The organism is Erythrobacter sp. JB1-7 (assembly GCF_057365015.1).
Genome location: NZ_CP200291.1, coordinates 1,044,594 through 1,065,176, shown reverse-complemented (window position 1 = coordinate 1,065,176; position 20,583 = coordinate 1,044,594). Strand labels below are relative to the sequence as shown.

Sequence of the window (20,583 nt, the reverse complement as noted above, 5' to 3'; positions counted from 1 at the left end):
CATGGCCGCTTTATCAACCCGGCTTCAGATCGGTCATGACGACATAGCGATCCACATTGGATTGCGGCCCGCCAATCAGGATCGCATCATCCTGCATCACCCAGGCATGGGCCATGATTTTGCCCTTTTCAGTCGTGCGCACGCCGATGCGGATCACGCTCTCTTCGCCAAATCGGCCAAGCATATGCTGCACCGCCAGCGCTTGTGTCAGGCAACTGGCAAACGGCACGATGCGCGATGTGTGCTTGACCGACCAGGCAATCGCTTCGCTTGACGGGCGTTTGCCCATGGAAGCGGTCAAAGGATCAGGCCCCGCGACGCTGACGGATTTGGCCAATTGTTTGTATTTGAGGAAAATCAGCGCGATACGGAAATAAATGACAGTGAAAAACGCGCGGCACAGCAACGCAAAATGTCGCCTTCCCAAACCCCAATATCGGCGAAGTTTCATTTATCCTCGCGCGGTTATGAGGCCTGCTTTGGAAAACTGTTCCAGCATGATCTTAACGTCCGCCAGTGCAGTGGCCTCATCAACGTCATATGTTTGGGAAAGTTTCGACGCGATCTTTGCAGCGGTTAGCGGGCCATCGGCCAATTGTTCCCAGATGAAATTGGCAGTGCCGTTAAGCTGGAAATAGGTGCTCGTTTCAAGATCGAGCAGCGCGCTGCCATCCTGAATTTCGCAAACCACCACGTGCTCTGCGCGGATGTACCCTTGTCTTTCGTCAATCGCCATTTCATGCCCGTCAAAAAGGTCGTCACCGCAGAAGTGCTGATGCGCAAACCTGCATCAACGCCACCTGCAAAAACGGCCGCAAAATGCGGCCGTTTTCGTCTTACCTGATTGTTGGGCTCACGAAAAGGTGAGATCTTCCGAAGGTGTGGTCACCGGGAAGGTGGCGTCCAATTGACCGCCGCTAGAAGCAGCTTTGGTCATGGTCTCGAAAGAGCCCAGTTTCTGGAATGCCGGTTTTTCATACGTCTTTTTCATAGTCAGCTCCGTGCCGAGAGAGGTTCAAATTCGTTAATTTTGTTATGCAACCCACGTTCAATTTTTTTGTTTCCAAAAAACTTACGGTTTCGCAATCGTAAATTTCCCAGAAACAAAAGCTATCCCATAATGGGACAGTCTTGAGCCGTGCATGTTCCCTGTTTTGAATTTTTTACGCGGCTTCGCGTTTCCTTTTCCCGCCACAGCATTAAAGGGTTTTGGATGGCTTTCAAAGCTCAACAAACTTTAATTTGGCTCCTTTCGGCGGGGATTCGCAACGCTTCACAGATAAGTGTCGATCCGGAGGGGATTGACTGGGACGAACTGCATAAAATCGCGCGCGGCAATAAGGTTCTTCCCCTAATCGCCCATTCACTCGATTCGCTAGGAATTGAACCGCCTAAACAGGTCGCGGCCCGCTTTCGCCAGATCCGAACCGATTGTTTCGCTCACAACATGGCGCACATCGCCGCCGCCGTCCGGCTGGCGCGCAATTTTCACACGCATGGGATTGATGTGGTCTGCGTCAAAGGCACGGCGCGCGCTTATGAGGTGTATGAAAGGTGGGATGCGCGCTTTGCTCACGATATCGATTTGCTGGTCCGCGCGCGCGACTACCGTGAAGCGGCCAAGGTTTTGACGTCGACTGGATATGACGCGCCAATTTCGGAAAAAGACGTGTGGTGGCACGAATTCCTGGGCGAATCGCCTTATCTGCCCACCGGTACAACCGGCCCGACTGTGGACCTGCATTACAAGCTGCATCAGCCGGGCACGCCTGCTTTGTCAGACCTCGACGATCTGCTCGATCATGCGGTGATGCGCGATCTGGGCCAGTTTTCGATACCGATGCTGGAAAAGCGCGACGCCATTATGTTGACCGCAACCGGGTTCGGCAAAGCGATCAGAGCGCGCCAGCCCTGGATCAGCTATGCGCATGAAATTGCCTATGCCCGCGCCAATGATCCTGCGATGGGTGATGACATGCTGGATGATTATGCCCGGCAAAGCGGGATGGCGCGGCTGTGGCAGCATGCAAAATCGGTCGCTGACAGTGTGTTCTACCCTGAATTCGGCGAGCAGCAGGGGCATGCCAAGCAGACATCGGTGCAAGTGCCCGATTTGCAGCCAGAGCCGCAGCTTTTGTACCGGTCACGCCTGTTATGGCGGTGGAGCGAAGGCGTGCTGACTCGGCCTTTTGCGTTCGCGCGCGAATTTATCTGGTCAACTCTGGCAGAGATACAGCACGATCTGTTCGCCGATCGCGCGTCAAAAGCGCAGCGTTAAAAAAGGCGCGTTACAACGGGCGCGCTCGGCCACAGCGCCGCACCTCCATTTTGGAGCCAGTTTCTTAGAAATACCGCTCGCCCACGCGGATTGTATCGCCGGGGCGCAGATAGATCGCGCGGCCTTGATCCAATTCGTAGGTAAATTCGGTTTCTTCGCCTGCGCGGCGGATGAACACGCGCCGCCTGTCCGCCCGGTAAGTGAACCCACCGGCCAGCGCCACAGCTTGCAATGCGGTCAGCTCAGGCTTGTATTTAAACTCGCCCGAACGGCCCACTTCGCCCAGCACATAGATCGGGCGGAAATTGAGCACTTCGACATTGACGCGCGGATCATTCAAATACCCATCGGCGAGTTTGTTGGTGAGGAAATTGGAAAATTCGCTTGCCGTTTTGCCCGATGCGGGCACATCGCCCAGCAGCGGAAAGGCGATGTCGCCAGCGGTTGTGATGACGTAGTTCTTGGTAAGCGCGGGTTCGCCAAACACAGTGATGCGCAATTGATCAGCAGCCGCCAGCCGGTATTCGTTCGCCTCATAAGGGTTGGAAGCGAGCGGGGGCGCGGACCCCACGCAACCTGTAAGGCTGGCCAAACCAGCGATCAGGGCAGCGGCACTCAGCGATTGGCGAATTGTCATAGGCGTCACTCCAAACGGGATTGCCGATTTGCAAGTCATCCCGGTCTGTTAATCATCCCGGACTGTTAGTCATCAAGACCGCCTTGCGCAACCGATGGTCTTGCCCCTCAACCTGCGCCCAAAAGCCGGGCAAGGCGCGCTTTTATCGGCATGGAATAATGACGCAAAGCTGAAGGACGGCGGATGATTGCTCCCAATGCGGCGGCAAAATGCTTTGCTTTCAGGGCGTCAACACTGGCCGAAAAGGCGGCGGCATCAAGGATCGAGGCATAGCGCGCCTGGTATTGGGCGCTGTCTTTGCCGGCTGCGGCGACTTTTGCGCGAATGTCTTGTTCAGACCTTACCATCAGCGCGCTGTGCTCAGCGGACAGCCGGTGCGAGATAGAGGCATCGTGTTTGCGGTAGCGGTATAGCGGGCGCGGCGCATAGGCATAAATCGCGCCTGCCAGCAGCAATTGAATGACCAGCTCATCATCTTCGCCAATGCGCAGATCATCACGGTAAGTGACCGCGTGATCGGCAAGCGCGCTGCGCCGGATGAGCGGTTTGAGAAAGCCCAGATTGGGCGCATCGCCAAACATGCGCGTGCCGGTAAAATATTGGTCCAATGTGATGATGCCCGCAGGAGGGGCATAGGTTTCCCCAAGATGGCGAGTGGTTTTCATGCTGCCGCCAAACACCTGCAAATCATCGGCGATCATATCCGCACCGGCGGCATTCGCGGCATCAATCAGCGTTCGGCAGCGGTCAGGTTCAAACGCATCGTCGCAATCCAGCACCGCATACCATTGCCCCCGCATCTGCGCGATCCCGACATTGCGCGCACCGCCGGGCCCTGCATTGGCTTCGGTCTGGAACACCCGGATACGCGGATCGCTGCGAGCGAGCTTTTGGGCAAGTTCGAAACTGTTATCGCTCGACCGGTCATCAACTATTAGAATTTCTATTGTTACACCGCGCTGTCCCAAGGCCGATTCGACCGCAGAGACAAGAAATTCGCCCGCATTATAGCAGGCTATAACTATAGATACCTCCGGCGAGCGGTCCGGTTTCTCCCCTGTTTCCATAGGTTTAGTGGGGGAGGTCAACTTAGACACTGACAAAATACGCTTTTTTGGTAAGACACAACACGATGTACGCTTTTCCCAAATTTACGGCGCGCACCCCTCGCCCGGTGAAAGGGGAGCGGATTTACGCGATTGGCGATGTTCATGGCCGATACGATCTGCTGATAGAGTGTCTAGCCGGAATTATCAGTCATTTTCCGACATTGGAGCCTTCGCCGGATCGTTTGACGCTGGTTTTGCTGGGCGATCTGATCGATCACGGCCCTGAAAGCGCGCGCTGCGTTGAATTGGCGCGCGACCTTCGCGAAGAATCGGGCGCGGTCACTCTGCTGGGTTTTCATGAGCATTTGCTGCTCGAAAGCCTGAATGGCGATGGGGAAGCGCAGGAAGCCTGGCTCGCTATGGGCGGGCTGCGAACGCTGGACAGCTATGGCATCAGCGCGCCCAAACTGTCCGAAGACCCGTTTGATTTTGCCGAGCGGTTGGAAGAGGGCATTCCGGAAAATCATATCGAATTTCTCAAATCGCTTGAGCCGTCTTATTCGAGCGGTTCGTATTTTTTCGCCCATGCAGGAGTAAAACCCGGCGTGCCAATTGCCAAACAACCGCGCGAGGCGCTGGTGTCGATCCGCGATGAATTTACAGGCTCCGACCGCTGGCACGGGCAGGTCGTCGTGCATGGCCATTCGCAGGTCGATGAGGTTGAAGTTTATGACAACCGCATTGCGTGCGACACGGGCGCTTACAAAACGGACACGCTATCGGCAGTGTGCCTTCAGGATGACGCGGTCGAAGTTGTTACGACCTGAGCGTTCCCAAAAGGCTCAATCAGCGGATCAAAAGGGCAATTTCTGCGGTCTTGCTGGGTGATCCCAGACATTTGGAGCTGCCCGCGCGTGCCCATTTGCCGCAATCCCAATAGACCTGCTGCGTGCGGCTGCGCAGTTCCTGGCGATAGACGATATCGGGCGGATTGCGTTGCAGGCTGGCCGGATCAAACGCCGATGGCATGGCGGACCCCGCGCTCCACCCGACCACTCGGCAGCTTGGCTTGCCTTCGCACAAGGCCACTGCATCAAGCGCCCAGCGGCCCGGTTTTGTGCCTGCAGCAATGGGCCGGATGATCGGTTTTTGCCAGTTTCCGGGCGCAGGCGCGCGCGCGGCGGGTTCTCCCAAATTCACCGCAAAGGCTTCTGCCACAGTGGGTTTGCCGTCCTCTTCTGCCGCTTCGGCTTCGGCGAGCACTTCGTCGCTTGCCGCGCCATCGTGCCAGATATCATAACTCGCCAGAGCCGGGATTGCAGGCTCCTTGCCCGAAGGCGCAGAGGTAAAGGCGGCTTTTGTCCCCCACCAGCCGGGCCAGCGGAAGAAGATGTGCGTTTTGACAGCGGCGGTCTTGTCCAGGCTGTCGCTCCAATAGGGATACACCCAGTTCGTGTGATAATGCGTTGACCAACCGACCCGGGCATCGCGCGTGCCCCGCAGCATCGTTGCTGCCAGCGTCTTGGCCGATTGATATTGCGCCGATGAATAGCGCCGCCTGCTCATCGATCCATCGCAGGTAAAGCTGAACTGGCACCCGGTTGCGCGCGCCTGCCCTTGAAACACCACGCCGCACACGCTGTTAGGCCAGGCGGGATGACGCACCCGGTTGAGCACCACTTGCATCACGGGGCGCTGATCATCGCGTGACTGGCCCGCCTCATACAGGCCCGCAATCGCAAGGCAGCTTTCCGCGCGGTATAGGTCTGCGCCTGCAAGACCGGAGCTGAACGCGCTCGCCGCATCAATCGGGCGCGTGCCAAAGGCGCGGGCGGCGTTTTTCTTCCAGGCTGATGTGTTGGTGATTGCCTCGCTCTGCTGCGCATCGCCCGGCTCTGCCCCTACAGGCACAAAATCTGCCGCCATCGCCGAGATATCGGCAAGCGGGATACGACCGCCAGATGGGCTACCCCGGTCAAGCTTAACCGAGAGGATCGTTTTGTAATTGCCCGCAAACCCCGGCAACATCGCCCAAGCAGCCCCCGCCGCCGCGCACAAAGCGGCAAGCGCGATGGCAATCCAAACGAAACGCTTGGCAAAAGAAGGCGAGGGCAGGGCAACCATAGTGAGCTATTATCGGGTGTTTATGCCATTTTTGCGAGCATTTCAGCGGAAACCCCCGCACTTTTGTCTCGGATTGAGGCATTTTGGTCTGCTTTGGCGGGGTTCCTTGTATCCCGGTAAAATGAGACTCCGCACAAAATTCGCTTGATTAGCGCGGCGCATTCTTTTCTGGCTTTTCTGGCGATGCGCGCAATGCAATGTTGCTGGAGTCCTAGCAAGTGTCCGATCCTGCCAGTTTGAAAGAACAGCCCGTTAGTCTCTCGGTCGTCTTGTCCGTGTATAACGGAGAGGAATTTGTCGCGGATGCTATCGAATGCATGCTTGGTCAGACATTCACCGATTTTGAGCTGATCCTGATCAATGATGGGTCGAAAGACGGCTCGCTTGCCATCATGCAGGATTACGCTGCCAAAGATACGCGCATTCGCATCATCGATCAGGATAACACCGGGCTGACAATTGCGCTTCGACGCGGGGTTGATGCGGCAAAAGGCAAATATATTGCCCGCATGGATGTGGATGATGTGTCGCTGCCCCATCGGTTTGAAAAGCAGATGGCGATGCTGGCAGCCAACCCCCAAATGGTCGCCGTCACATGCTATGTTGAACACTTCTACGAGGATGGAAGCCCATCCCACATTGCCAAATTTGAAAAAGACCCCCGCACATTGCCGCTTTTCCTCGCATTTTCCAATCGGATCGGCGGGCATGGCCAGATGATCTACAGCCGCGAAGTGTATCAGGCGGTTGGCGGGTACAATCCGGATTTTAATCTGGCTGAAGATTATGATCTGTGGACCCGTATGATCGCAAAGGGTCCGTTTGGAGTGGTGCCCGAGGTTCTTTACCGATATCGCACAGGTCACGAGAGTATCTCGTCGCGCAACGCCGTGCGCCAGGCTGAAATATCGGGCCGCGTTGCCCGGCGTCAATATGCGCAATTGACCGGGCAGGAAATTGATCAAAGCACGGCTTTTGCCTTGCGCGTTTTTTGGTCAAATTCTGATATCAACCAGATCAGCGCTGCCCAGATATCGCAGTCTTCCACTGCCATGGAGCGGGCCGTTACAGCATTTTTTGCCAAACACCCTGAGCTTAAGTCCGAAGAGTATGAAACGCGCCGGTGGATCGCAGCGAAATGGTGGTGGAGGCGCTTTCATATCAAGTGGAGCGATACGGGGCGCAAATTGACGCTGCTTGCAAATGTCGTGCGCTGGGGCATCAGTGCGCTGCGGGTTAAGTAGCAGGCGCTTAGCTTTGAAAGCGAGCGAACACGCGCTTGGCAATATGTTTGGCTTTTCGCTTTGCCCGCTGGGGGATGGTTAAAGGCGGCTGATTGTTCGGGCTCCAATTGCCTTTCAGATGCATCAGGCGATTTGCTGAAATTTCTTCCAGCACCGCCTCGTCGATCGGTTCTTCCAGCCAAGTGAGTAAGCGGCGAAAACCAGCGACTCCATCTTTGAATTCGGAATAGTCGAGCGTGAATGTGCGATCAGGGTGCGCCTCGCAAGCACGGGCAAAACGCGCATCGGTTTGAGTGATGTTATCGCGCACCTTCTTTTCATCCATGCCAGCCCACCAGCCCGATTTGGCAACTTCGTTCACGTCGCGTGTCAGGAAAATGATCCGGGAGCCTGCAAACTGATTGAAAATGAAATCAATGGCGAAATCAAACTCCTTATCGGTAATCCAGTTTGTCGACATTGAAATATCTTTTGTTCCGCAAACCCGCGTGCCTTCGGGCGGGGTGAGCATGTCGCGCGTGTATAAAGCAGCCAGATCGCTGGCAAACCGCTCGGGCTGCGTTTCTGACACGCCGAAATGCGGTGAAATTACTCCGCCTTTAAGGTCGCTTTTCGAAAAGGATTCTTTTTCGCGAAACGCAAAGCTAGCTGCTTTTGCAAGGGAGGCAAGAACGCCTTTGCGTTCGCCGCGAATGCAATAGCCATCCAGCCGGTTCAACAGGCCTTGCACCACTGTTGAGCCTGTGCGGCCATAGCATAAGATAAACAGGTGCTTCATATCGGCTGCCCCTATCTTGATCCCTTACCCATAGCGCTCATTCGCCAAAACGCGGCATGGCCCAATAACAGCGCTCGGCGAGGGAGATTGCCTTTATCCGCAAGCGGCGCCCGCCATTTCCAGGTGCGCGCGATGTGCATGCGCGCTTCGTTTTCGAAATGGGCGATATCGGGATTTTGCGCAAAGTAGCTTTTGACGGCCCGGTTCATCGCTCGGCTTGCCTTGATCGTTTCTGCCATGGGCGTCTTTTCAGGCTTACGCGCCCACCACAGGCCAATCATCGCCAGCGCGGTTTCATGGCTGATGTCGCGGCCAGTCAGCCGTTTGTGTTCGCGCCGGGTAATTTCGGTGGCGCATCGCAATTGCGGTTCTTTGTTCTTGTCCGTCGTGCTGCCATAGCCAACGCGCCAACGGTACAGAACATCCTCGATCACGGCGAAGCGGCCCAGATGCAAAAGGCGGCACCACAGATCGTAATCCTGCGAATACCGGAAATGCGGATCATATCCGCCCGCCTGCAGATAGGCACCGCGCCGGAACATCACCTGACCATGCCCGCCAATCCGATTGGCAAAGCCATTATACAGCCCAATCAATTCTTCGGGGCCGATGTCGTCAGAGACCATTTTGATCGTGCCATCATCGTGGAAATGCTCAAAATGCGAAGTCACCGCGACGCATTCGGGGCGGGCATCCAGCACGGCCACTTGGCGTTCAAACCTGTCGGGCAGGCACAGATCGTCGGCATCCATGCGCGCGACAAGATCGCCGCTGGCCGCATTCATTCCGGTAACGGTTGCTTTGGTGGTGCCGCCATTTTCGCGGCTGATGATCTGAATGCGGTTGTCTTTGGCGGCATAGTCTTCGAGGATCGCCAAAGTCGCATCGGCCGAACCATCATTGACGATGATATATTCAAAATCGGCATAGGTCTGCGCAAGCACGCTTTCGATGGCTGCGCCGACATAGTCTTCGTCATTATAGGCGCACATCACCACGGATAACTTGCGGGCCATCTTATGCTCTTCCACGCGCTTTGGCCCACAGCGCACTGCCAGCCCAGCGTAGGATATTGAAGAATAGGACGGCCCCATAAAACACATTGTGTTTGGGCAATCCCTTGGTGCGCCACCACCACCGCGCGGCAAGGCCCCGGCGGACTTCATATTCTTCATTTTGCAATTCGGGATACTTGTTGAAGAAGGCTGAAACCGCTTTGAGCATCGCTTGGGAAACCACGAAGTTATTGGTGCGCGTGGTTTCCTTGGCTGGAACCTTCCACCAGAAATTGCGCAGGGCCAGCGCCACATCGTCGCTCAATGCGATGCCGGTAAGCCCTTCATATTCGCGTTGACAGGTGCGCAATGCATTGCTTGCCTGCTCGGTCTTGCTGCGTTTTGAAATGCTGTCATGCCCGGTGCGGAAGCGGTAGATAATCTCGTCCACAATTCCGAAATCGCCGACTTGCAACAAACGGGTCCACAAATCGTAATCCTGCGCCATGCGAAACGCCGGATCATATCCGCCCGCTTTGTGATAGGCATCGCGCCGGAACATCACTTGCCCATGCCCGCCGATCCGGTTCGAAAAGCAATTATACAGCCTGAGCAGTTTGGGATCGATCCTGATTTCGGCAACATGGCTGATTGTGCCATCGTCAAAGAAATGTTCGACATCGCCCGTGGCTGCGACAAGGCCGGGATCGCTGTCGAGCAGCGCGACTTGTTTTGCAAACCTTTCCGGCATCGAATAATCATCAGCGTCCATGCGTGCGATATATTGCCCGCGCGCTGCATCCACTCCGGTGCACAGGGCGATGGTCAGCCCGGTGTTTTCCTGATCTATCACTCGGATGCGGGCATCGCGCTGGGCATAATCCTCGATGATTGCCAGCGATCCATCCTTTGACCCATCATTGATGATGATGAATTCGAAATCGGTGAAAGTCTGATCCAGCACCGTATCAATCGCATCGGCCAGATATTGTTCGCCATTATAAACCGACATGACGACGGAAACTTTTGGCGCATCACCGGTGTGCCGCGTTTGGGCGGGCCCGGTTTCGGCGGGCGTGTTGGGGGAATTCATGCCTTGCCTTCCTTAGGCGAAAATTTGCGCAGCGCCTTTGCCGCAAGGTTTTTGACGATACCAGCGCATTCGCTTTCAACCGTGCCGGCTTTGCCGCCCATAACCCACAGGCCGTACAGCACAAGCGGGTAAGTCGCCGCGCCAAGCACCACGAGCAGACCCAAAGCGGCGATCTGCGTCCAGAACCCTTCCGTCGCTGGCAGCGCAAGATTGACGCTGTAAACCAGCGCGGCCATCGCCAGGATCGCCGTCAATGGCCGCCAGATATAGGACCAGTGATCCATCATCGATACAGGGCTGATCCGCGAGACCAACCGCACATTCAGCGCGGTGTTGATCACAACCGAGGCGATCTGACCGATCATGCCGCCAATCAGCGTCGAATAAGGATCGCCGCCGCCCGAGCTATATCCCGCATACAGGCCCGCAAGAACCAGCGGCCAGCGGATAAAGAACGCGCGAATGTCGCGGTGGAACAAACGCTTTGTTTGGGCGGTGGCCATCGCGATGGAGTTCACATTGTCCGATGACTGGATGATCCGGATCACCGCAATCATCTGCATCAGCGGAACCGCGGGCAGCCATTTTTCGCCAATCGCCAGCACCACGATGTCCTGCGCCAAAACGGCGAAACCTGCGGCCATGGGAAAGGTGATCAGGCACAATGCGCCTTGCGATCGCATATAACCAAGCCGCAGCCGCGCCTTTTCATCCTGCAGCCTTGAAAAGGCGGGAAACAGCAGCGCCTTAATCGGCGATGTTGCCTGATCAATGGTTTTGCTGACCAGGCGCTGGCTGACGGAATATTGGCCCAGCAGGCTGGCAGGCAGAATATACCCAAACAGCAAAGGCTGCGCGCGCCAATTGAGCGCCTGCACCCAGCGGCCCAAAGTCAGCCAGATTGAGAAAGACAACAGATCGCGATATTCGCGCAGGCTTGCTTTGGGCAGAAACGGGATGAGCGCGTAAGACACGATCACAATCGCGCTTTCAGTGGCGAGCACGCCGAATACAAGCGCCCAATAGCTTTGGTATATCCAGGCGATGGAAACGGTGACGCAGAACCCGGCAAGCTTGCTGGCAAGGCGGATGATAAACGATTGGCGAAAGCTAAGCTCGCGTTCGAACACGACGAGCTTGGGATTGATAAAACCGCCCACCAGAGTGATAAAACCGAGCAACCATAAAATCTCAGCCAGCCGCTCATCGCCGTAAAAGACGCTCAAAGGGTGGCCCAGACCGGCAATGACCGCACCGATAATCACCGCGCGGATCACGTTCATGGTGAAAGCGGTGTGATAGTGGTTCTCGCTCGGATCGCGGTGCTGGATCAGGGCTTTGGAAAGCGAAAATTCCGAAACCACACCGATGATGCTCGTCAGCGCAGTGGCGATGGCGACCAGCCCGAAATCTTCGGGCATGAGCAACCGCGCAAGGATAAGCGTGCTGACAATGCCCAGCGAATTGACCGCAATGCTGGCTGCCGAAACCCAGCCAGCGCCAATCAGCAATTTGGAGCGTGAAACGGTCATGGCTCAGCCCAGCAGCGTCACATCATCGCGCGCGGCAATTGCGGCCATATCGGCTTCATATTCGCCCGACAGGCGCGCCTGATCTTCTTCAGACCACGGCATAAACCGCCCAGAATTGGCTTTGCCGCGCGGATATTCAGCTTGCAGGGCAAGCATGCGGAAAACGCGCTGATCGGGAGTGAGGCCGGGCGCCTGCGCGATCATCTGTTCAATCGCTTTGCCCGATGCGCTGGGCAGCACATCTTCGGCGGAGGGTTTAAGCAGTTCGTCCGCTTCAACCCCGCTCAACCGCGTGAGGATATCCTCTTCAAGCCTGCCGAAATCCTCATATCGCCACACGATGATCTGCGCATGCGCGATGTTTGCGCGGATGGCATCGATGATCTGGAGCCATTGGCCCGCGCAGGATTGGTTGACCGACATCATCTTTTGCGGCGTTGTGAACATGCCGTGCCGCAGCGATTCAGCGTAAAGCGAGGCAAGAAACGGCGCATAGGAACGCACGCACAAATGCACTTCGACCGGGCGATCTTTCAGCAATTCACCCAAAACACCAAGCGTTTGCGCCGCGCGGCGGTAGAACACGCCTTTGTAGCAATCATCAGCATTGCCAAGGATGTTCTCTTCCGAAATCGTCACATCATAATCATCAAGCAGCATGGAACGCAGCCGGGCAATCGCGGGCGCTTCGGGCTCGCTTGCCTTGGTCCAGGGCAATGACCAGCCGGATTTATCCGCGCCAGCTGCGTGGCTGGGCACTTGGCGCAAAGCGGCGCGAATGGTGTGAAGCGGCCAATAGGCAACGCCCGCAGCCGCGCTTTGCGCGCGGTTCAGCAGCAGGGTTTCCTGAATATAGGTCGATGCGGTTTTATGCGCTCCGACATGCAGTCTGACCATCCGCCCTGCCATGGTGTTTTCCTGTTTTGCCCCTTGATTGGCCAAACCCGTTGACCCGTGGTTTTCATCGCGGAGCTGCTAGAACAATATTGTGCGCCGCAACACCGCTGGATGGCCGTCTCTACGACCGTGCGCCCTGTATGTCAGCCGAACTAAGCGCTTTCGTGGGTGGTTTCCTGTTGCAGTCCATATCTGGGACGATCGCGGCCCCAATTCCAAAGCCATTCTTTCACAAATCCCGCGCCCCAGCTCACATGCATGATCATCGCTGGAATGCCTGCGAAAAGGCCCATTCCGCTGCCCCCTGCTTTCAGGCCTGCGACCGCGCCCAGAACAAGGCAGGCCAAAGCCCAGCCAAGCGCGGGCAACGCGAATATCGGGTGCAGCAGGGCAAGCGGGCTTGCGCATACAGCTGCAAAGATCGCCACGGGCGCAAGCTGGCGCGGTTTCATGCGCACTTTATGCCGCCGAACGGTGCGCGCGCGTCCCGTGCCATAGCGAAAGTACTGACGTGCCAATGCGCCTAAAGACTTGCGCGGGAAATAGGTGATGGCAGCGGACGGGTCGAGCCAGATGCGCAGGCCAGCATCGCCTTGCCGCACATCAAATTCCGCATCTTCATTGCATGGCATCGCCTCGCAATATCCGCCCAGCCGCGCAAAGGCATCCACTCGCATCAAGGCATGGTGGCCGTGATCGACCCATTGCCCCTCGCTCATATGGCGGTGCGCTGAACCGCCTGTGCCCAGCACGCTGTTTTGCGCGATGGCAGTGGCTTTCTGCCAGCCATCTTTGCCTTTGGTGATCATCGGGACGACCACTGCATCTGCCTGCTTTTCCTGCGCGATTTTCAGCAAGGTCGCGCCGTAACCACTGGGATAAAGGCAATGCGCATCAATACGCACCAACCATTCATGCGAGCTGCCAAACCGCGCCACGGCCTGATTGATCCCGGCGCTTTGAATGCGGGCGGGATTGTCCAGCACTTGCAATCTGGGATCGCGCAGGCTGTGCGCGGCGATGATATCGAGACTGCCATCGCTGCTGCCCCCATCGGCAACGACCACTTGCCCATAGGTGGTGTCAGCCAGAACCTGACTAAGCAGCGCATCAAGATGCTCAGCCTCGTTCAGGCAGGGGATGATCGCGAGCACGCTCATCTGTCGGCCGCAGCATCGATAAGGCGTACCAGTTCGCGGCATTCCTGGAGCGAACATACCACCGCATTAATATCAATCGCCGCTATTTGCGCGCGGAGCGCGTCCAGATCAGCAGGGGTCATGGCAAGCAGCTGGCCAGCCGCCTCGTCTGCATGTCCGACCACCATCCCTGCGTCTTTTGCGCGCAGCCACTGGCCCACTTCAACATCGGCAAGGGCAATGGGAACCGCGCCGTAAGCAATCGCTTCGTAAATTCGGTTTGGCAGCAGCCATTGGCTGTTCAGCCCTTCTTCGAACCAGTCAATCGACCAGGCAAAATCGCATTGCCCGTACAGATCAGGCAGGTCGTCATAGGCATAGGGGCCGGTGAAAGTTATGCCCGGTTGCGCCGCGACATCGTGTTCCAGATGGGGCAGTTCAGCAGGTGAAGGTTTGCCCGCAATCAGCACCTTGATCCTCCCATCAGACCGTGCCACCAGATCGGTGAGAAACGCCAAAGTCCGCTTGCAGCGCAGCATCCCGAACCAGCCAATGGTGATCGGGCGTTCGCCTGCAGCCGGGCGCTCGGGCTTGGCAGGCGTGCTGCCGATGGGATCGAGCAGCAGCTTGTTTTCCACCAGCACGGTGCCGCCTTTTACGGGCCGCTTGGCAAAATGATTGCGGATGAAAGCGGGCGATGATGTGATCAGCAGCTCTGATCGCCGCAGAAGAGCAAGCTCCAGCTCCTGAATTATGCGCGACGAAATGCTTTTGCCTAGCAACGCGCGGTGAATATCAAGGCATTCATAAATCACAGGACGGCCATCTGAAACGCGCATGGCAATCGCCAATTGCTCTAGATTGCGCGCGATAATCGCATCGCAATCATCGAAAAATTCTTGCAGCCGAGCTTTCGCAAAAGCGTGCTTTATCGTCATCATCGCGCGGGCCGCCAAAGCGGCATCGTGCGAGCGGCCCAGCATCATCGCCCCGCGCGCTTTTGCTGCCGCGCCGATATCCTCGTCGCGGCAAAATCCTGCAAGGGCAATGGCGGCCCCACCTGCATCCAGCATCCGGCACCGGCGCTCCACCGCGGCATCATTCAGATTGTGCACCAGATAGCCCAGTCGCAAATGTGCCTCCTTTCAGGCGATAATGCTTGATTGCAGTCTTTGTGCGCTGCAACAAGGGCAAGTGTGCGGGGATGTCAACGCCGCACGCTTTTTAGGCAGCAGGGACCACATGCGTGTCACAGATTGAAACGACAGACCCTTGCGTGGCGGTGATTATCGCCGCTTTCAACGCGGAAAAGACGATTGCGACCGCTGTCAAAAGCGCTCTGATGCAGCCCGAAACGCGCGAAGTGTTCGTCGTGGATGACTGCTCCAGCGATGCGACGCTGGATATCGCGAAAGCTGCGGGCGAGGGCGACCCCCGGCTCATCACGATCAAGCAGGCTTTCAATCAAGGCCCGTCTGCTGCGCGCAATGTCGCTTTGGCGCAAACCGATGCGCCTTATGTCGCTGTGCTCGATTCCGATGATGCGTTTTTGCCGGGGCGGTTCAAAGCCATTCTGGCGCAGAAAAACTGGGATTTGTGCGCCGATAATCTGCATTTTACACACGATCACAACGCAGTTCCGGCGGCCAGCACCGCGCCGGGTGAAGCAGGCCGGTCCTGCAGCATAGATTTCGAAACCTTTGTGCTGGGCAATTTGGGCCGCCGCAATGACAATCGCACAGAACTGGGCTTTTTAAAGCCGGTGATCCGCCGCGCTTTTCTGTTGGAGCACGATCTTGCATTTGATGATCGCTGCCGATTGGGCGAAGATTTCGTGCTGTATACGCAAATGCTTGCCTTGGGCGCGCGTTACACTTTGATCGAGGCCTGCGGATACAACGCTTTGGTCCGCCCCAATTCATTAAGCGCGCAGCATTCAATCTCTCATTTGCGGGCCTTTTTGACAGCATCGCGCACAATCAGCCGCAGCCCGCATCTGTCAGGCAGGGATAAAGCGGCGATAACCAAACATGTCAGGCATCTTGAAGAGAAAGTCATACACCGCGAGGCTTTAGAAACCCGCAAATACCGCGGCGGTGTCAGGACAGCATGGTTTTTGATGCGCAGACCGACTGCGGTGCGGGACATATTGCTTGATCGGTTCAGGGGACAGCAGGAAAACATCATGGCAGCGCGCGCGCTCCTTACATCGGACGATTTTGATAGATTGACGCAATGACCATCCTTTCAGCCGATGATGTCCACGAAAGCGTCATAACTACAGATATCGCGGTTATCGGAGGCGGGCCTGCCGGGTTAAGCCTTGCAGCGCATCTGGACCGCGATTGCATCGTAATTGAAAGCGGCAATGTCGCCACGGATGTGCGCACGCATCACGTATTCCATTCGATCAATACAGGCGAATTGTCGAAGATTGATGCAGTGCGTGTGCGCGGTATCGGCGGGGCGAGCCTTCGCTGGACGGGGCGCTGCATTCCTCTGGATGCCTATGATTTTGCTGATCGTCCCTGGATCAGCGAAACGGGGTGGCCGGTCAGCCATGATGAGGTTCTGTCCTGGTGCGATAAAGCGGCCCAATTGATGGGTTTGCCCGGCGATGACGTGGGAGACGCGATGATCGCACAAAAGGCGCAGGCTGACGGACGGCTGGTGCCTGCAACCTGGCGCTTTGCAGAACCTGAACCGGGCGAAGCTCTCCGGTTTGGCGCGCATCTCAAATCGGCGTTTCAGGGCGCGAAACGATCCATCATCCATGCCGCGCATTGCACTCAGATCATGGCGACCCACCGTGAAGTGAAAGCGGTGCAATTGGTGACGCGCGATGGCCGCAATGTGCTGGTGAAAGCGCGCCATTTCGTAATCGCGACAGGCTGCGTTGAGGCATGCCGTATGCTGCTCGCGGCGCAGCGCGCCAATCCGGAAGTTTTGGCCGGCGTTACCCCGTGGCTGGGGCGGGGTTTTGGCCAGCATTTGCGCCTTGATGCAGGCGAGATCGAAGCGGATATTGAGCAACTTGGCGCATTGCAGCGCGCGTTTGGCATAGTGCGCAAAAAAGGGCGTGCGATTGCCGAAACCGGTATGGCGATCAATCCCGATTTTGCCCGCACAAACCAGCTGGGCAATGCGTCCATTGTCCTTCGTTATGTCCCCAAAAGAGGGTATTCCCCGCGCGGCTGGCTGGCCGCTGCAAAGGGGCGCATGCTTGGCGAAACCGTGCATTACGACAAAGCGCGCGTTCTGGTCGAAATGGATACGGAACAAACCGTCGATCATGCGAGCCATATCGGGCTTGCGGATGAGCTTGATCCGCTGGGCCAGCCGCGCGCAAAGGTTCACTGGACAATCGGCCAAACCGATCGCCGCACTGTTTACAAGACTATGCAGGCGTTTGGCGGCTTTATCGCGCAATCAGGTCTTGGCCAGATGCGGCCCGCCGAAGGGATCACGCCGGACCGGATTGATGTGGCCGTCCGCAGGGATAGTTTGCACCAGCTTGGCGGCACAAGGATGAGCGATAGCCCGAAAGACGGCGTCGTGGATGCCAATCTGCAAGTGCATGGAACTGCCAATTTGTCGGTCGTCGGCGGATCGGTTTTTGCGAGCGGCGGCCATGCCAATCCCACTCAAACCATCGTTGCGCTCGCTTTGCGTTTGGCGCAGCATCTGAACGCGAAGCCGCAATCAGAACCGCTTCAGGTCAACAGCGTAATCTCGGACAATTCAGTGACGGCCTGATCGGTGCGTGCGGGGTTTGAACGGCGCAGCACCCGGCGCAATATCGCCTGCGCCAGATCACCATATCCGTGCAATTGCCCGATCAATTGCCACGCCTGCTGACGCTGGATTTCATCGGGACCTCGCAGGCGCCACACCAACCCTTCGATGAGTTCGCGAACGATCGCGCGCCCTGCCGGGCTGTTTTGCCCAAGCGCGCATAGTCCGGCCACAGCACCGGGCGCAAGCGCGCCTGCAAATCCATGCTTGCCCGCCATGGCCCTGCGGCAAATGCCGTTTTCCACTTCCGTCAAAGGCGCATCGGATAGAGCGGCTGCGGCTTTCCAATCGGCGATGGCATGGTCCCACAGATCATGCCGCGCCATAATGGTTGCGCGCTGGAGGAGGGCGGCGCGCTGAACCAGTTCAGTCTTGGCGCTTGCGAACATCCCTTCGAAAAAGGACAGCGGCACATCGCGGTAAACCCGTTCAAAAATGCGCGCGTCATAGTCCTGCCAAACCGTGTTTGACTGGCCCGCATCATGCAGCATCGCAGAAGGCCCGCGCGCGCCTTCGTGCTTGCGCTGCCCGAAAATCAGATCATCGGTAAAGGCCGCGCTGCCGCGCACCGCGATCCGCACAAACATATCGTAATCCTGCGCGCGCAGCATGGCCGGATCAAACGGCCCGGCGGCGTCATAAAGGCTGCGCCGGGCGAGCGCAGCGTTGTGCATCACAAACGCATCCTCAAGGATATGACGCGCGGGAGAACCTTCCTCCAAAGGCGGCCAATGCGCCATGCCCAGATCCACGCGCACACCGAACCGATGCGTGAATTTGGCATAGCGGCCAAAGACATAATCTGCCCCCGTCTGCTCAATCAGACCGTGCAAAGTGGTGACCGCTTCGGGGCACAAAACATCGTCATCATCGCAGATCCAGATATATTCGCCGCGCGCCTGCTGCATCGCTCGATTGAGAGCGACCGATTTCCCAGCATTTTCTTGCCGCATATGCGTGATCGCCGTGCCAAACTGCGCCAGCACCTGCGATGTGTCATCATCGGACCCATCATCGACTACGATAATTTCGTCGGTGTCATCCATCTGGGCAAGGATCGAACCGATAGCCTCGGCGATGTAATCGGCGCGGTTATAGGTTGGGACAAGGAAGCTGATCCGCGTGCTCATGCGCGCTTGCCTGCGGATGGATCAAGGTAAGGGACGGGGCCAAAATGCGCTTCCATCGCGCGAATCTGCTCATCATTGCCATCGGAATAGAGGTTTTGCGCGGCCAGCGCGACATCTTGCGAATGGGGCCAATCAATGATGTCGAAATGGCCCGGGACGCGCACATGCCGCGTGCCCGCTTTGCGCGCCATCCAGAAAAACCAGATGTCATCGCCCCTTGGGCACAGCTGCGTGAACAGCGCTTCATCCAGAACTTCATCGGCAAAACAGCCGGGCGGATACAGGATGCCGCTGACCCCTGTGGGAAATAGCACGCGGCCATCATCGCGGTTTTCGGTTTGCGATGCGGCCAGTTCCCACGTGGCATAGGGCGCCAGCATGCCCGCTGCATCGCGCTGCGCCATGTGAGACCGGGCCGCGACAACCGCGCCGGGATGCTGCTTTGCGCGCCCCACAAGGCCCGCCAGCCAGTCCGGCGGATAATAGACATCATCATCGGCGGTCACATAAAAACAATCGGGCCGCTGATTGAGCGCAGGGATCAGTTTTTTATAGCTGCGCGTGTTGGTGCATGGCTTTATCTCGAGCCCGGCTGCTTCCAATGCGCGCACATCATGCGGCACCGCGTCCATATCCTCATGCGCGATCCACAATTGCACCGCATCGGCAGGCATTTTTTGATCGAGCAGCGATCGCAGCGTCTTTGCCAGATCGCTAAATCGCGGCGGATAGGATGTGAGTGTGATAACCAGCGGCGCATCAAGCCCGTGCGGTACTGCGTCTCTGTCTCTCACAACAGGGAACCGCTGGACCGCCCGCAGCGCGCGGGCCAGCAGGATCTTGGCTCTCAGCCATTGATAGATCACTTTTAATCGGTAGACGCCGCGCATTGTTCTGTCTCAAAACACCTTGGTGAATACGCTTAGGCAAATTGAAGAAATGTCTGGTAAAGATCGTTTCCACACGCGCTTGGCAATAAGCGCTTCATTGTAGGATTGCGAACGCGAAATGCACAGCAGCGCGAAATTGGGACTGATTACGATGGCTTATGGCCGGCAGAAATATGTCGACCAGGCGATTTCGCTGGCGCAATCGGTAAAGCGGCACGTGCCCCATCTGCCGATCTGTCTGGTCACCGACCGGGCAGATCCGGTCGCGCCGTTTGACCATCAGGTCCGCATGGAAAGCTTTGCCGAAGCGGGGACAGTGCTCAAGACGCGGATTTACGAATATTCCCCATTTGAAGAAACCTTGTTCATCGACAGCGATTGCCTGGTCACGCGCGATTTTACCGCGCAATTGGACGCTATCCGCGCATGGGAATTCTCGCCCGTGGTCAACACCTACCTTAGCGCTGGCGAGAAAGATTTGTGGCTGGAGGATGTGGGCGCAGCGCTTGAAAAAGTGGGCGGCGCGCGCTTTCCCAAATTCAATGGCGGGGTGTATTTCTTTCGCAAAGGCGACATCGCGGCCCAGGTGTTTGGCGAAGCCGAAGCCATCCGCCACCGGCAAAGCGAGCTTGGCATTCTCGATTTTGATGCCGCAGGGCCGGGCGAAGAAACGCTGATTGGCCTTGCCTGCGCGAAAATGGGGCTGACCGATCTGTACGATGATGGGGGCCGGTTGATGCGCACGCCGCTGAATGCGACAGGGCCTGTGCATCTCGACATTTTAAAAGGCGAATCCCGATTTGAAAAGCACGGGCGGATGGTTGAACCGGCCATCGTTCATTTCTGCGGCGAATGGATTGATCACCCCGCTTACCGGATTGCGGTGGAGGAAATCGCTTCGGGCAAAAAGCTGTCCGGGGTCAAACGCGCTGCCATCACCGCGCAGCATAAAGCGGGCCGATTGGCGCAGAAGGTGGCCGATAAGGTCGGTTGACAGGTCCC

General features: G+C 57.1%; 21 protein-coding genes. 6 read left to right on the top strand and 15 right to left on the bottom strand.

What is annotated here, in order from left to right:
• Positions 1 to 13: 13 nt before the first annotated feature.
• The 3 genes from AC0V6W_RS05240 to AC0V6W_RS05230 form a co-directional block, all read right to left on the bottom strand.
• Complete coding sequence (locus AC0V6W_RS05240) at positions 14 to 451, bottom strand: lasso peptide biosynthesis B2 protein (protein ID WP_486147858.1); 438 nt, start codon at positions 449 to 451, stop codon at positions 14 to 16.
• On the bottom strand, positions 452 to 736 hold the full coding sequence (locus AC0V6W_RS05235) for a PqqD family protein (protein WP_486147856.1): 285 nt from the start codon (positions 734 to 736) through the stop codon (positions 452 to 454).
• A 117-nt stretch (positions 737 to 853) separates the two neighbouring features.
• Positions 854 to 991 carry a lasso RiPP family leader peptide-containing protein gene (locus tag AC0V6W_RS05230; RefSeq protein WP_486147854.1) on the bottom strand — a complete coding sequence of 46 codons (138 nt, stop codon included), beginning with the start codon at positions 989 to 991 and terminating at the stop codon, positions 854 to 856.
• Positions 992 to 1,213: 222 nt separating this feature from the next.
• Between AC0V6W_RS05230 and AC0V6W_RS05225 the strand changes: the two genes are divergently transcribed.
• Positions 1,214 to 2,278: a nucleotidyltransferase family protein gene (locus tag AC0V6W_RS05225; RefSeq protein ID WP_486147852.1), complete on the top strand. Its 1,065-nt coding sequence runs from the start codon at positions 1,214 to 1,216 to the stop codon at positions 2,276 to 2,278.
• 64 nt (positions 2,279 to 2,342) lie between these two features.
• Here the strand turns inward: AC0V6W_RS05225 and AC0V6W_RS05220 are convergent, their stop codons facing one another.
• Both AC0V6W_RS05220 and AC0V6W_RS05215 read right to left on the bottom strand, forming a co-directional pair.
• A complete protein-coding gene (locus AC0V6W_RS05220; protein ID WP_486147850.1) occupies positions 2,343 to 2,915 on the bottom strand; it encodes a polysaccharide biosynthesis/export family protein in 573 nt (190 codons plus the stop codon).
• Positions 2,916 to 3,022: 107 nt separating this feature from the next.
• Entirely contained in the window at positions 3,023 to 3,982 is a 960-nt protein-coding gene (locus AC0V6W_RS05215; RefSeq protein WP_486147848.1) for a glycosyltransferase family 2 protein, read from the bottom strand.
• A gap of 65 nt (positions 3,983 to 4,047) precedes the next feature.
• Here AC0V6W_RS05215 and AC0V6W_RS05210 point away from each other — a divergent pair, with 65 nt between their 5' ends.
• On the top strand, positions 4,048 to 4,791 hold the full coding sequence (locus tag AC0V6W_RS05210) for a metallophosphoesterase (RefSeq protein ID WP_486147846.1): 744 nt from the start codon (positions 4,048 to 4,050) through the stop codon (positions 4,789 to 4,791).
• 19 nt (positions 4,792 to 4,810) lie between these two features.
• On the opposite strand, the gene AC0V6W_RS05205 is transcribed toward AC0V6W_RS05210, so the two are convergent.
• Positions 4,811 to 6,088, bottom strand: coding sequence for a cell wall hydrolase (locus tag AC0V6W_RS05205; protein WP_486147844.1), 1,278 nt, complete (start codon positions 6,086 to 6,088; stop codon positions 4,811 to 4,813).
• 218 nt (positions 6,089 to 6,306) lie between these two features.
• Between AC0V6W_RS05205 and AC0V6W_RS05200 the strand changes: the two genes are divergently transcribed.
• The gene (locus AC0V6W_RS05200) at positions 6,307 to 7,332 is read left to right on the top strand and encodes a glycosyltransferase family 2 protein (RefSeq protein ID WP_486147842.1); all 1,026 of its coding nucleotides are present in this window, start codon (positions 6,307 to 6,309) and stop codon (positions 7,330 to 7,332) included.
• 7 nt (positions 7,333 to 7,339) lie between these two features.
• Here the strand turns inward: AC0V6W_RS05200 and AC0V6W_RS05195 are convergent, their stop codons facing one another.
• The 7 genes from AC0V6W_RS05195 to AC0V6W_RS05165 all read right to left on the bottom strand — a co-directional run bounded on the left by AC0V6W_RS05195 (position 7,340) and on the right by AC0V6W_RS05165 (position 14,899).
• Positions 7,340 to 8,110, bottom strand: a complete 771-nt coding sequence (locus AC0V6W_RS05195) for a sulfotransferase (protein WP_486147840.1) — start codon at positions 8,108 to 8,110, stop codon at positions 7,340 to 7,342.
• 11 nt (positions 8,111 to 8,121) lie between these two features.
• Positions 8,122 to 9,126 (bottom strand): glycosyltransferase family 2 protein, encoded by a 1,005-nt coding sequence (locus tag AC0V6W_RS05190; protein ID WP_486147838.1) that lies wholly within the window; start codon positions 9,124 to 9,126, stop codon positions 8,122 to 8,124.
• A gap of 1 nt (position 9,127) precedes the next feature.
• Complete coding sequence (locus tag AC0V6W_RS05185) at positions 9,128 to 10,198, bottom strand: glycosyltransferase family 2 protein (protein ID WP_486147836.1); 1,071 nt, start codon at positions 10,196 to 10,198, stop codon at positions 9,128 to 9,130.
• A complete protein-coding gene (locus tag AC0V6W_RS05180) occupies positions 10,195 to 11,730 on the bottom strand; it encodes a lipopolysaccharide biosynthesis protein (RefSeq protein ID WP_486147834.1) in 1,536 nt (511 codons plus the stop codon). Before AC0V6W_RS05180 ends, AC0V6W_RS05185 begins: the two co-directional genes overlap by 4 nt.
• Positions 11,731 to 11,733: 3 nt before the next feature.
• Positions 11,734 to 12,672: a hypothetical protein gene (locus AC0V6W_RS05175; protein ID WP_486147832.1), complete on the bottom strand. Its 939-nt coding sequence runs from the start codon at positions 12,670 to 12,672 to the stop codon at positions 11,734 to 11,736.
• 107 nt (positions 12,673 to 12,779) lie between these two features.
• Positions 12,780 to 13,787, bottom strand: a complete 1,008-nt coding sequence (locus AC0V6W_RS05170) for a glycosyltransferase family 2 protein (protein ID WP_486147830.1) — start codon at positions 13,785 to 13,787, stop codon at positions 12,780 to 12,782.
• Positions 13,784 to 14,899, bottom strand: coding sequence for a glycosyltransferase (locus AC0V6W_RS05165; RefSeq protein ID WP_486147828.1), 1,116 nt, complete (start codon positions 14,897 to 14,899; stop codon positions 13,784 to 13,786). The genes AC0V6W_RS05170 and AC0V6W_RS05165 overlap by 4 nt, the downstream gene beginning before the upstream one ends.
• Positions 14,900 to 15,012: 113 nt before the next feature.
• Here AC0V6W_RS05165 and AC0V6W_RS05160 point away from each other — a divergent pair, with 113 nt between their 5' ends.
• Together AC0V6W_RS05160 and AC0V6W_RS05155 are read left to right on the top strand one after the other, a co-directional pair.
• On the top strand, positions 15,013 to 16,005 hold the full coding sequence (locus AC0V6W_RS05160) for a glycosyltransferase family 2 protein (RefSeq protein WP_486147826.1): 993 nt from the start codon (positions 15,013 to 15,015) through the stop codon (positions 16,003 to 16,005).
• Entirely contained in the window at positions 16,002 to 17,522 is a 1,521-nt protein-coding gene (locus AC0V6W_RS05155; protein WP_486147824.1) for a GMC oxidoreductase, read from the top strand. The genes AC0V6W_RS05160 and AC0V6W_RS05155 overlap by 4 nt, the downstream gene beginning before the upstream one ends.
• Here AC0V6W_RS05155 and AC0V6W_RS05150 read toward each other — a convergent pair.
• Together AC0V6W_RS05150 and AC0V6W_RS05145 are read right to left on the bottom strand one after the other, a co-directional pair.
• Positions 17,480 to 18,691, bottom strand: a complete 1,212-nt coding sequence (locus AC0V6W_RS05150) for a glycosyltransferase family 2 protein (RefSeq protein ID WP_486147822.1) — start codon at positions 18,689 to 18,691, stop codon at positions 17,480 to 17,482. The genes AC0V6W_RS05155 and AC0V6W_RS05150 overlap by 43 nt on opposite strands.
• A complete protein-coding gene (locus tag AC0V6W_RS05145) occupies positions 18,688 to 19,581 on the bottom strand; it encodes a hypothetical protein (protein WP_486147820.1) in 894 nt (297 codons plus the stop codon). The genes AC0V6W_RS05150 and AC0V6W_RS05145 overlap by 4 nt, the downstream gene beginning before the upstream one ends.
• 118 nt (positions 19,582 to 19,699) lie before the next feature.
• On the opposite strand from AC0V6W_RS05145, the gene AC0V6W_RS05140 reads away from it, so the two are divergent.
• The gene (locus AC0V6W_RS05140) at positions 19,700 to 20,575 is read left to right on the top strand and encodes a hypothetical protein (protein WP_486147818.1); all 876 of its coding nucleotides are present in this window, start codon (positions 19,700 to 19,702) and stop codon (positions 20,573 to 20,575) included.
• The last annotated feature ends 8 nt before the right edge of the window (positions 20,576 to 20,583 follow it).

What these genes read in the sequence shown, in the direction of transcription:
- AC0V6W_RS05240 (WP_486147858.1), bottom strand. Translation starts at nt 451, where the DNA reads ATGAAACTTCGCCGATATTGGGGTTTGGGAAGGCGACATTTTGCGTTG.
- AC0V6W_RS05235 (WP_486147856.1), bottom strand. Translation starts at nt 736, where the DNA reads ATGGCGATTGACGAAAGACAAGGGTACATCCGCGCAGAGCACGTGGTG.
- AC0V6W_RS05230 (WP_486147854.1), bottom strand. Translation starts at nt 991, where the DNA reads ATGAAAAAGACGTATGAAAAACCGGCATTCCAGAAACTGGGCTCTTTC.
- AC0V6W_RS05225 (WP_486147852.1), top strand. Translation starts at nt 1,214, where the DNA reads ATGGCTTTCAAAGCTCAACAAACTTTAATTTGGCTCCTTTCGGCGGGG.
- AC0V6W_RS05220 (WP_486147850.1), bottom strand. Translation starts at nt 2,915, where the DNA reads ATGACAATTCGCCAATCGCTGAGTGCCGCTGCCCTGATCGCTGGTTTG.
- AC0V6W_RS05215 (WP_486147848.1), bottom strand. Translation starts at nt 3,982, where the DNA reads ATGGAAACAGGGGAGAAACCGGACCGCTCGCCGGAGGTATCTATAGTT.
- AC0V6W_RS05210 (WP_486147846.1), top strand. Translation starts at nt 4,048, where the DNA reads ATGTACGCTTTTCCCAAATTTACGGCGCGCACCCCTCGCCCGGTGAAA.
- AC0V6W_RS05205 (WP_486147844.1), bottom strand. Translation starts at nt 6,088, where the DNA reads ATGGTTGCCCTGCCCTCGCCTTCTTTTGCCAAGCGTTTCGTTTGGATT.
- AC0V6W_RS05195 (WP_486147840.1), bottom strand. Translation starts at nt 8,110, where the DNA reads ATGAAGCACCTGTTTATCTTATGCTATGGCCGCACAGGCTCAACAGTG.
- AC0V6W_RS05190 (WP_486147838.1), bottom strand. Translation starts at nt 9,126, where the DNA reads ATGGCCCGCAAGTTATCCGTGGTGATGTGCGCCTATAATGACGAAGAC.
- AC0V6W_RS05185 (WP_486147836.1), bottom strand. Translation starts at nt 10,198, where the DNA reads ATGAATTCCCCCAACACGCCCGCCGAAACCGGGCCCGCCCAAACGCGG.
- AC0V6W_RS05180 (WP_486147834.1), bottom strand. Translation starts at nt 11,730, where the DNA reads ATGACCGTTTCACGCTCCAAATTGCTGATTGGCGCTGGCTGGGTTTCG.
- AC0V6W_RS05170 (WP_486147830.1), bottom strand. Translation starts at nt 13,787, where the DNA reads ATGAGCGTGCTCGCGATCATCCCCTGCCTGAACGAGGCTGAGCATCTT.
- AC0V6W_RS05155 (WP_486147824.1), top strand. Translation starts at nt 16,002, where the DNA reads ATGACCATCCTTTCAGCCGATGATGTCCACGAAAGCGTCATAACTACA.
- AC0V6W_RS05150 (WP_486147822.1), bottom strand. Translation starts at nt 18,691, where the DNA reads ATGAGCACGCGGATCAGCTTCCTTGTCCCAACCTATAACCGCGCCGAT.
- AC0V6W_RS05145 (WP_486147820.1), bottom strand. Translation starts at nt 19,581, where the DNA reads ATGCGCGGCGTCTACCGATTAAAAGTGATCTATCAATGGCTGAGAGCC.
- AC0V6W_RS05140 (WP_486147818.1), top strand. Translation starts at nt 19,700, where the DNA reads ATGCACAGCAGCGCGAAATTGGGACTGATTACGATGGCTTATGGCCGG.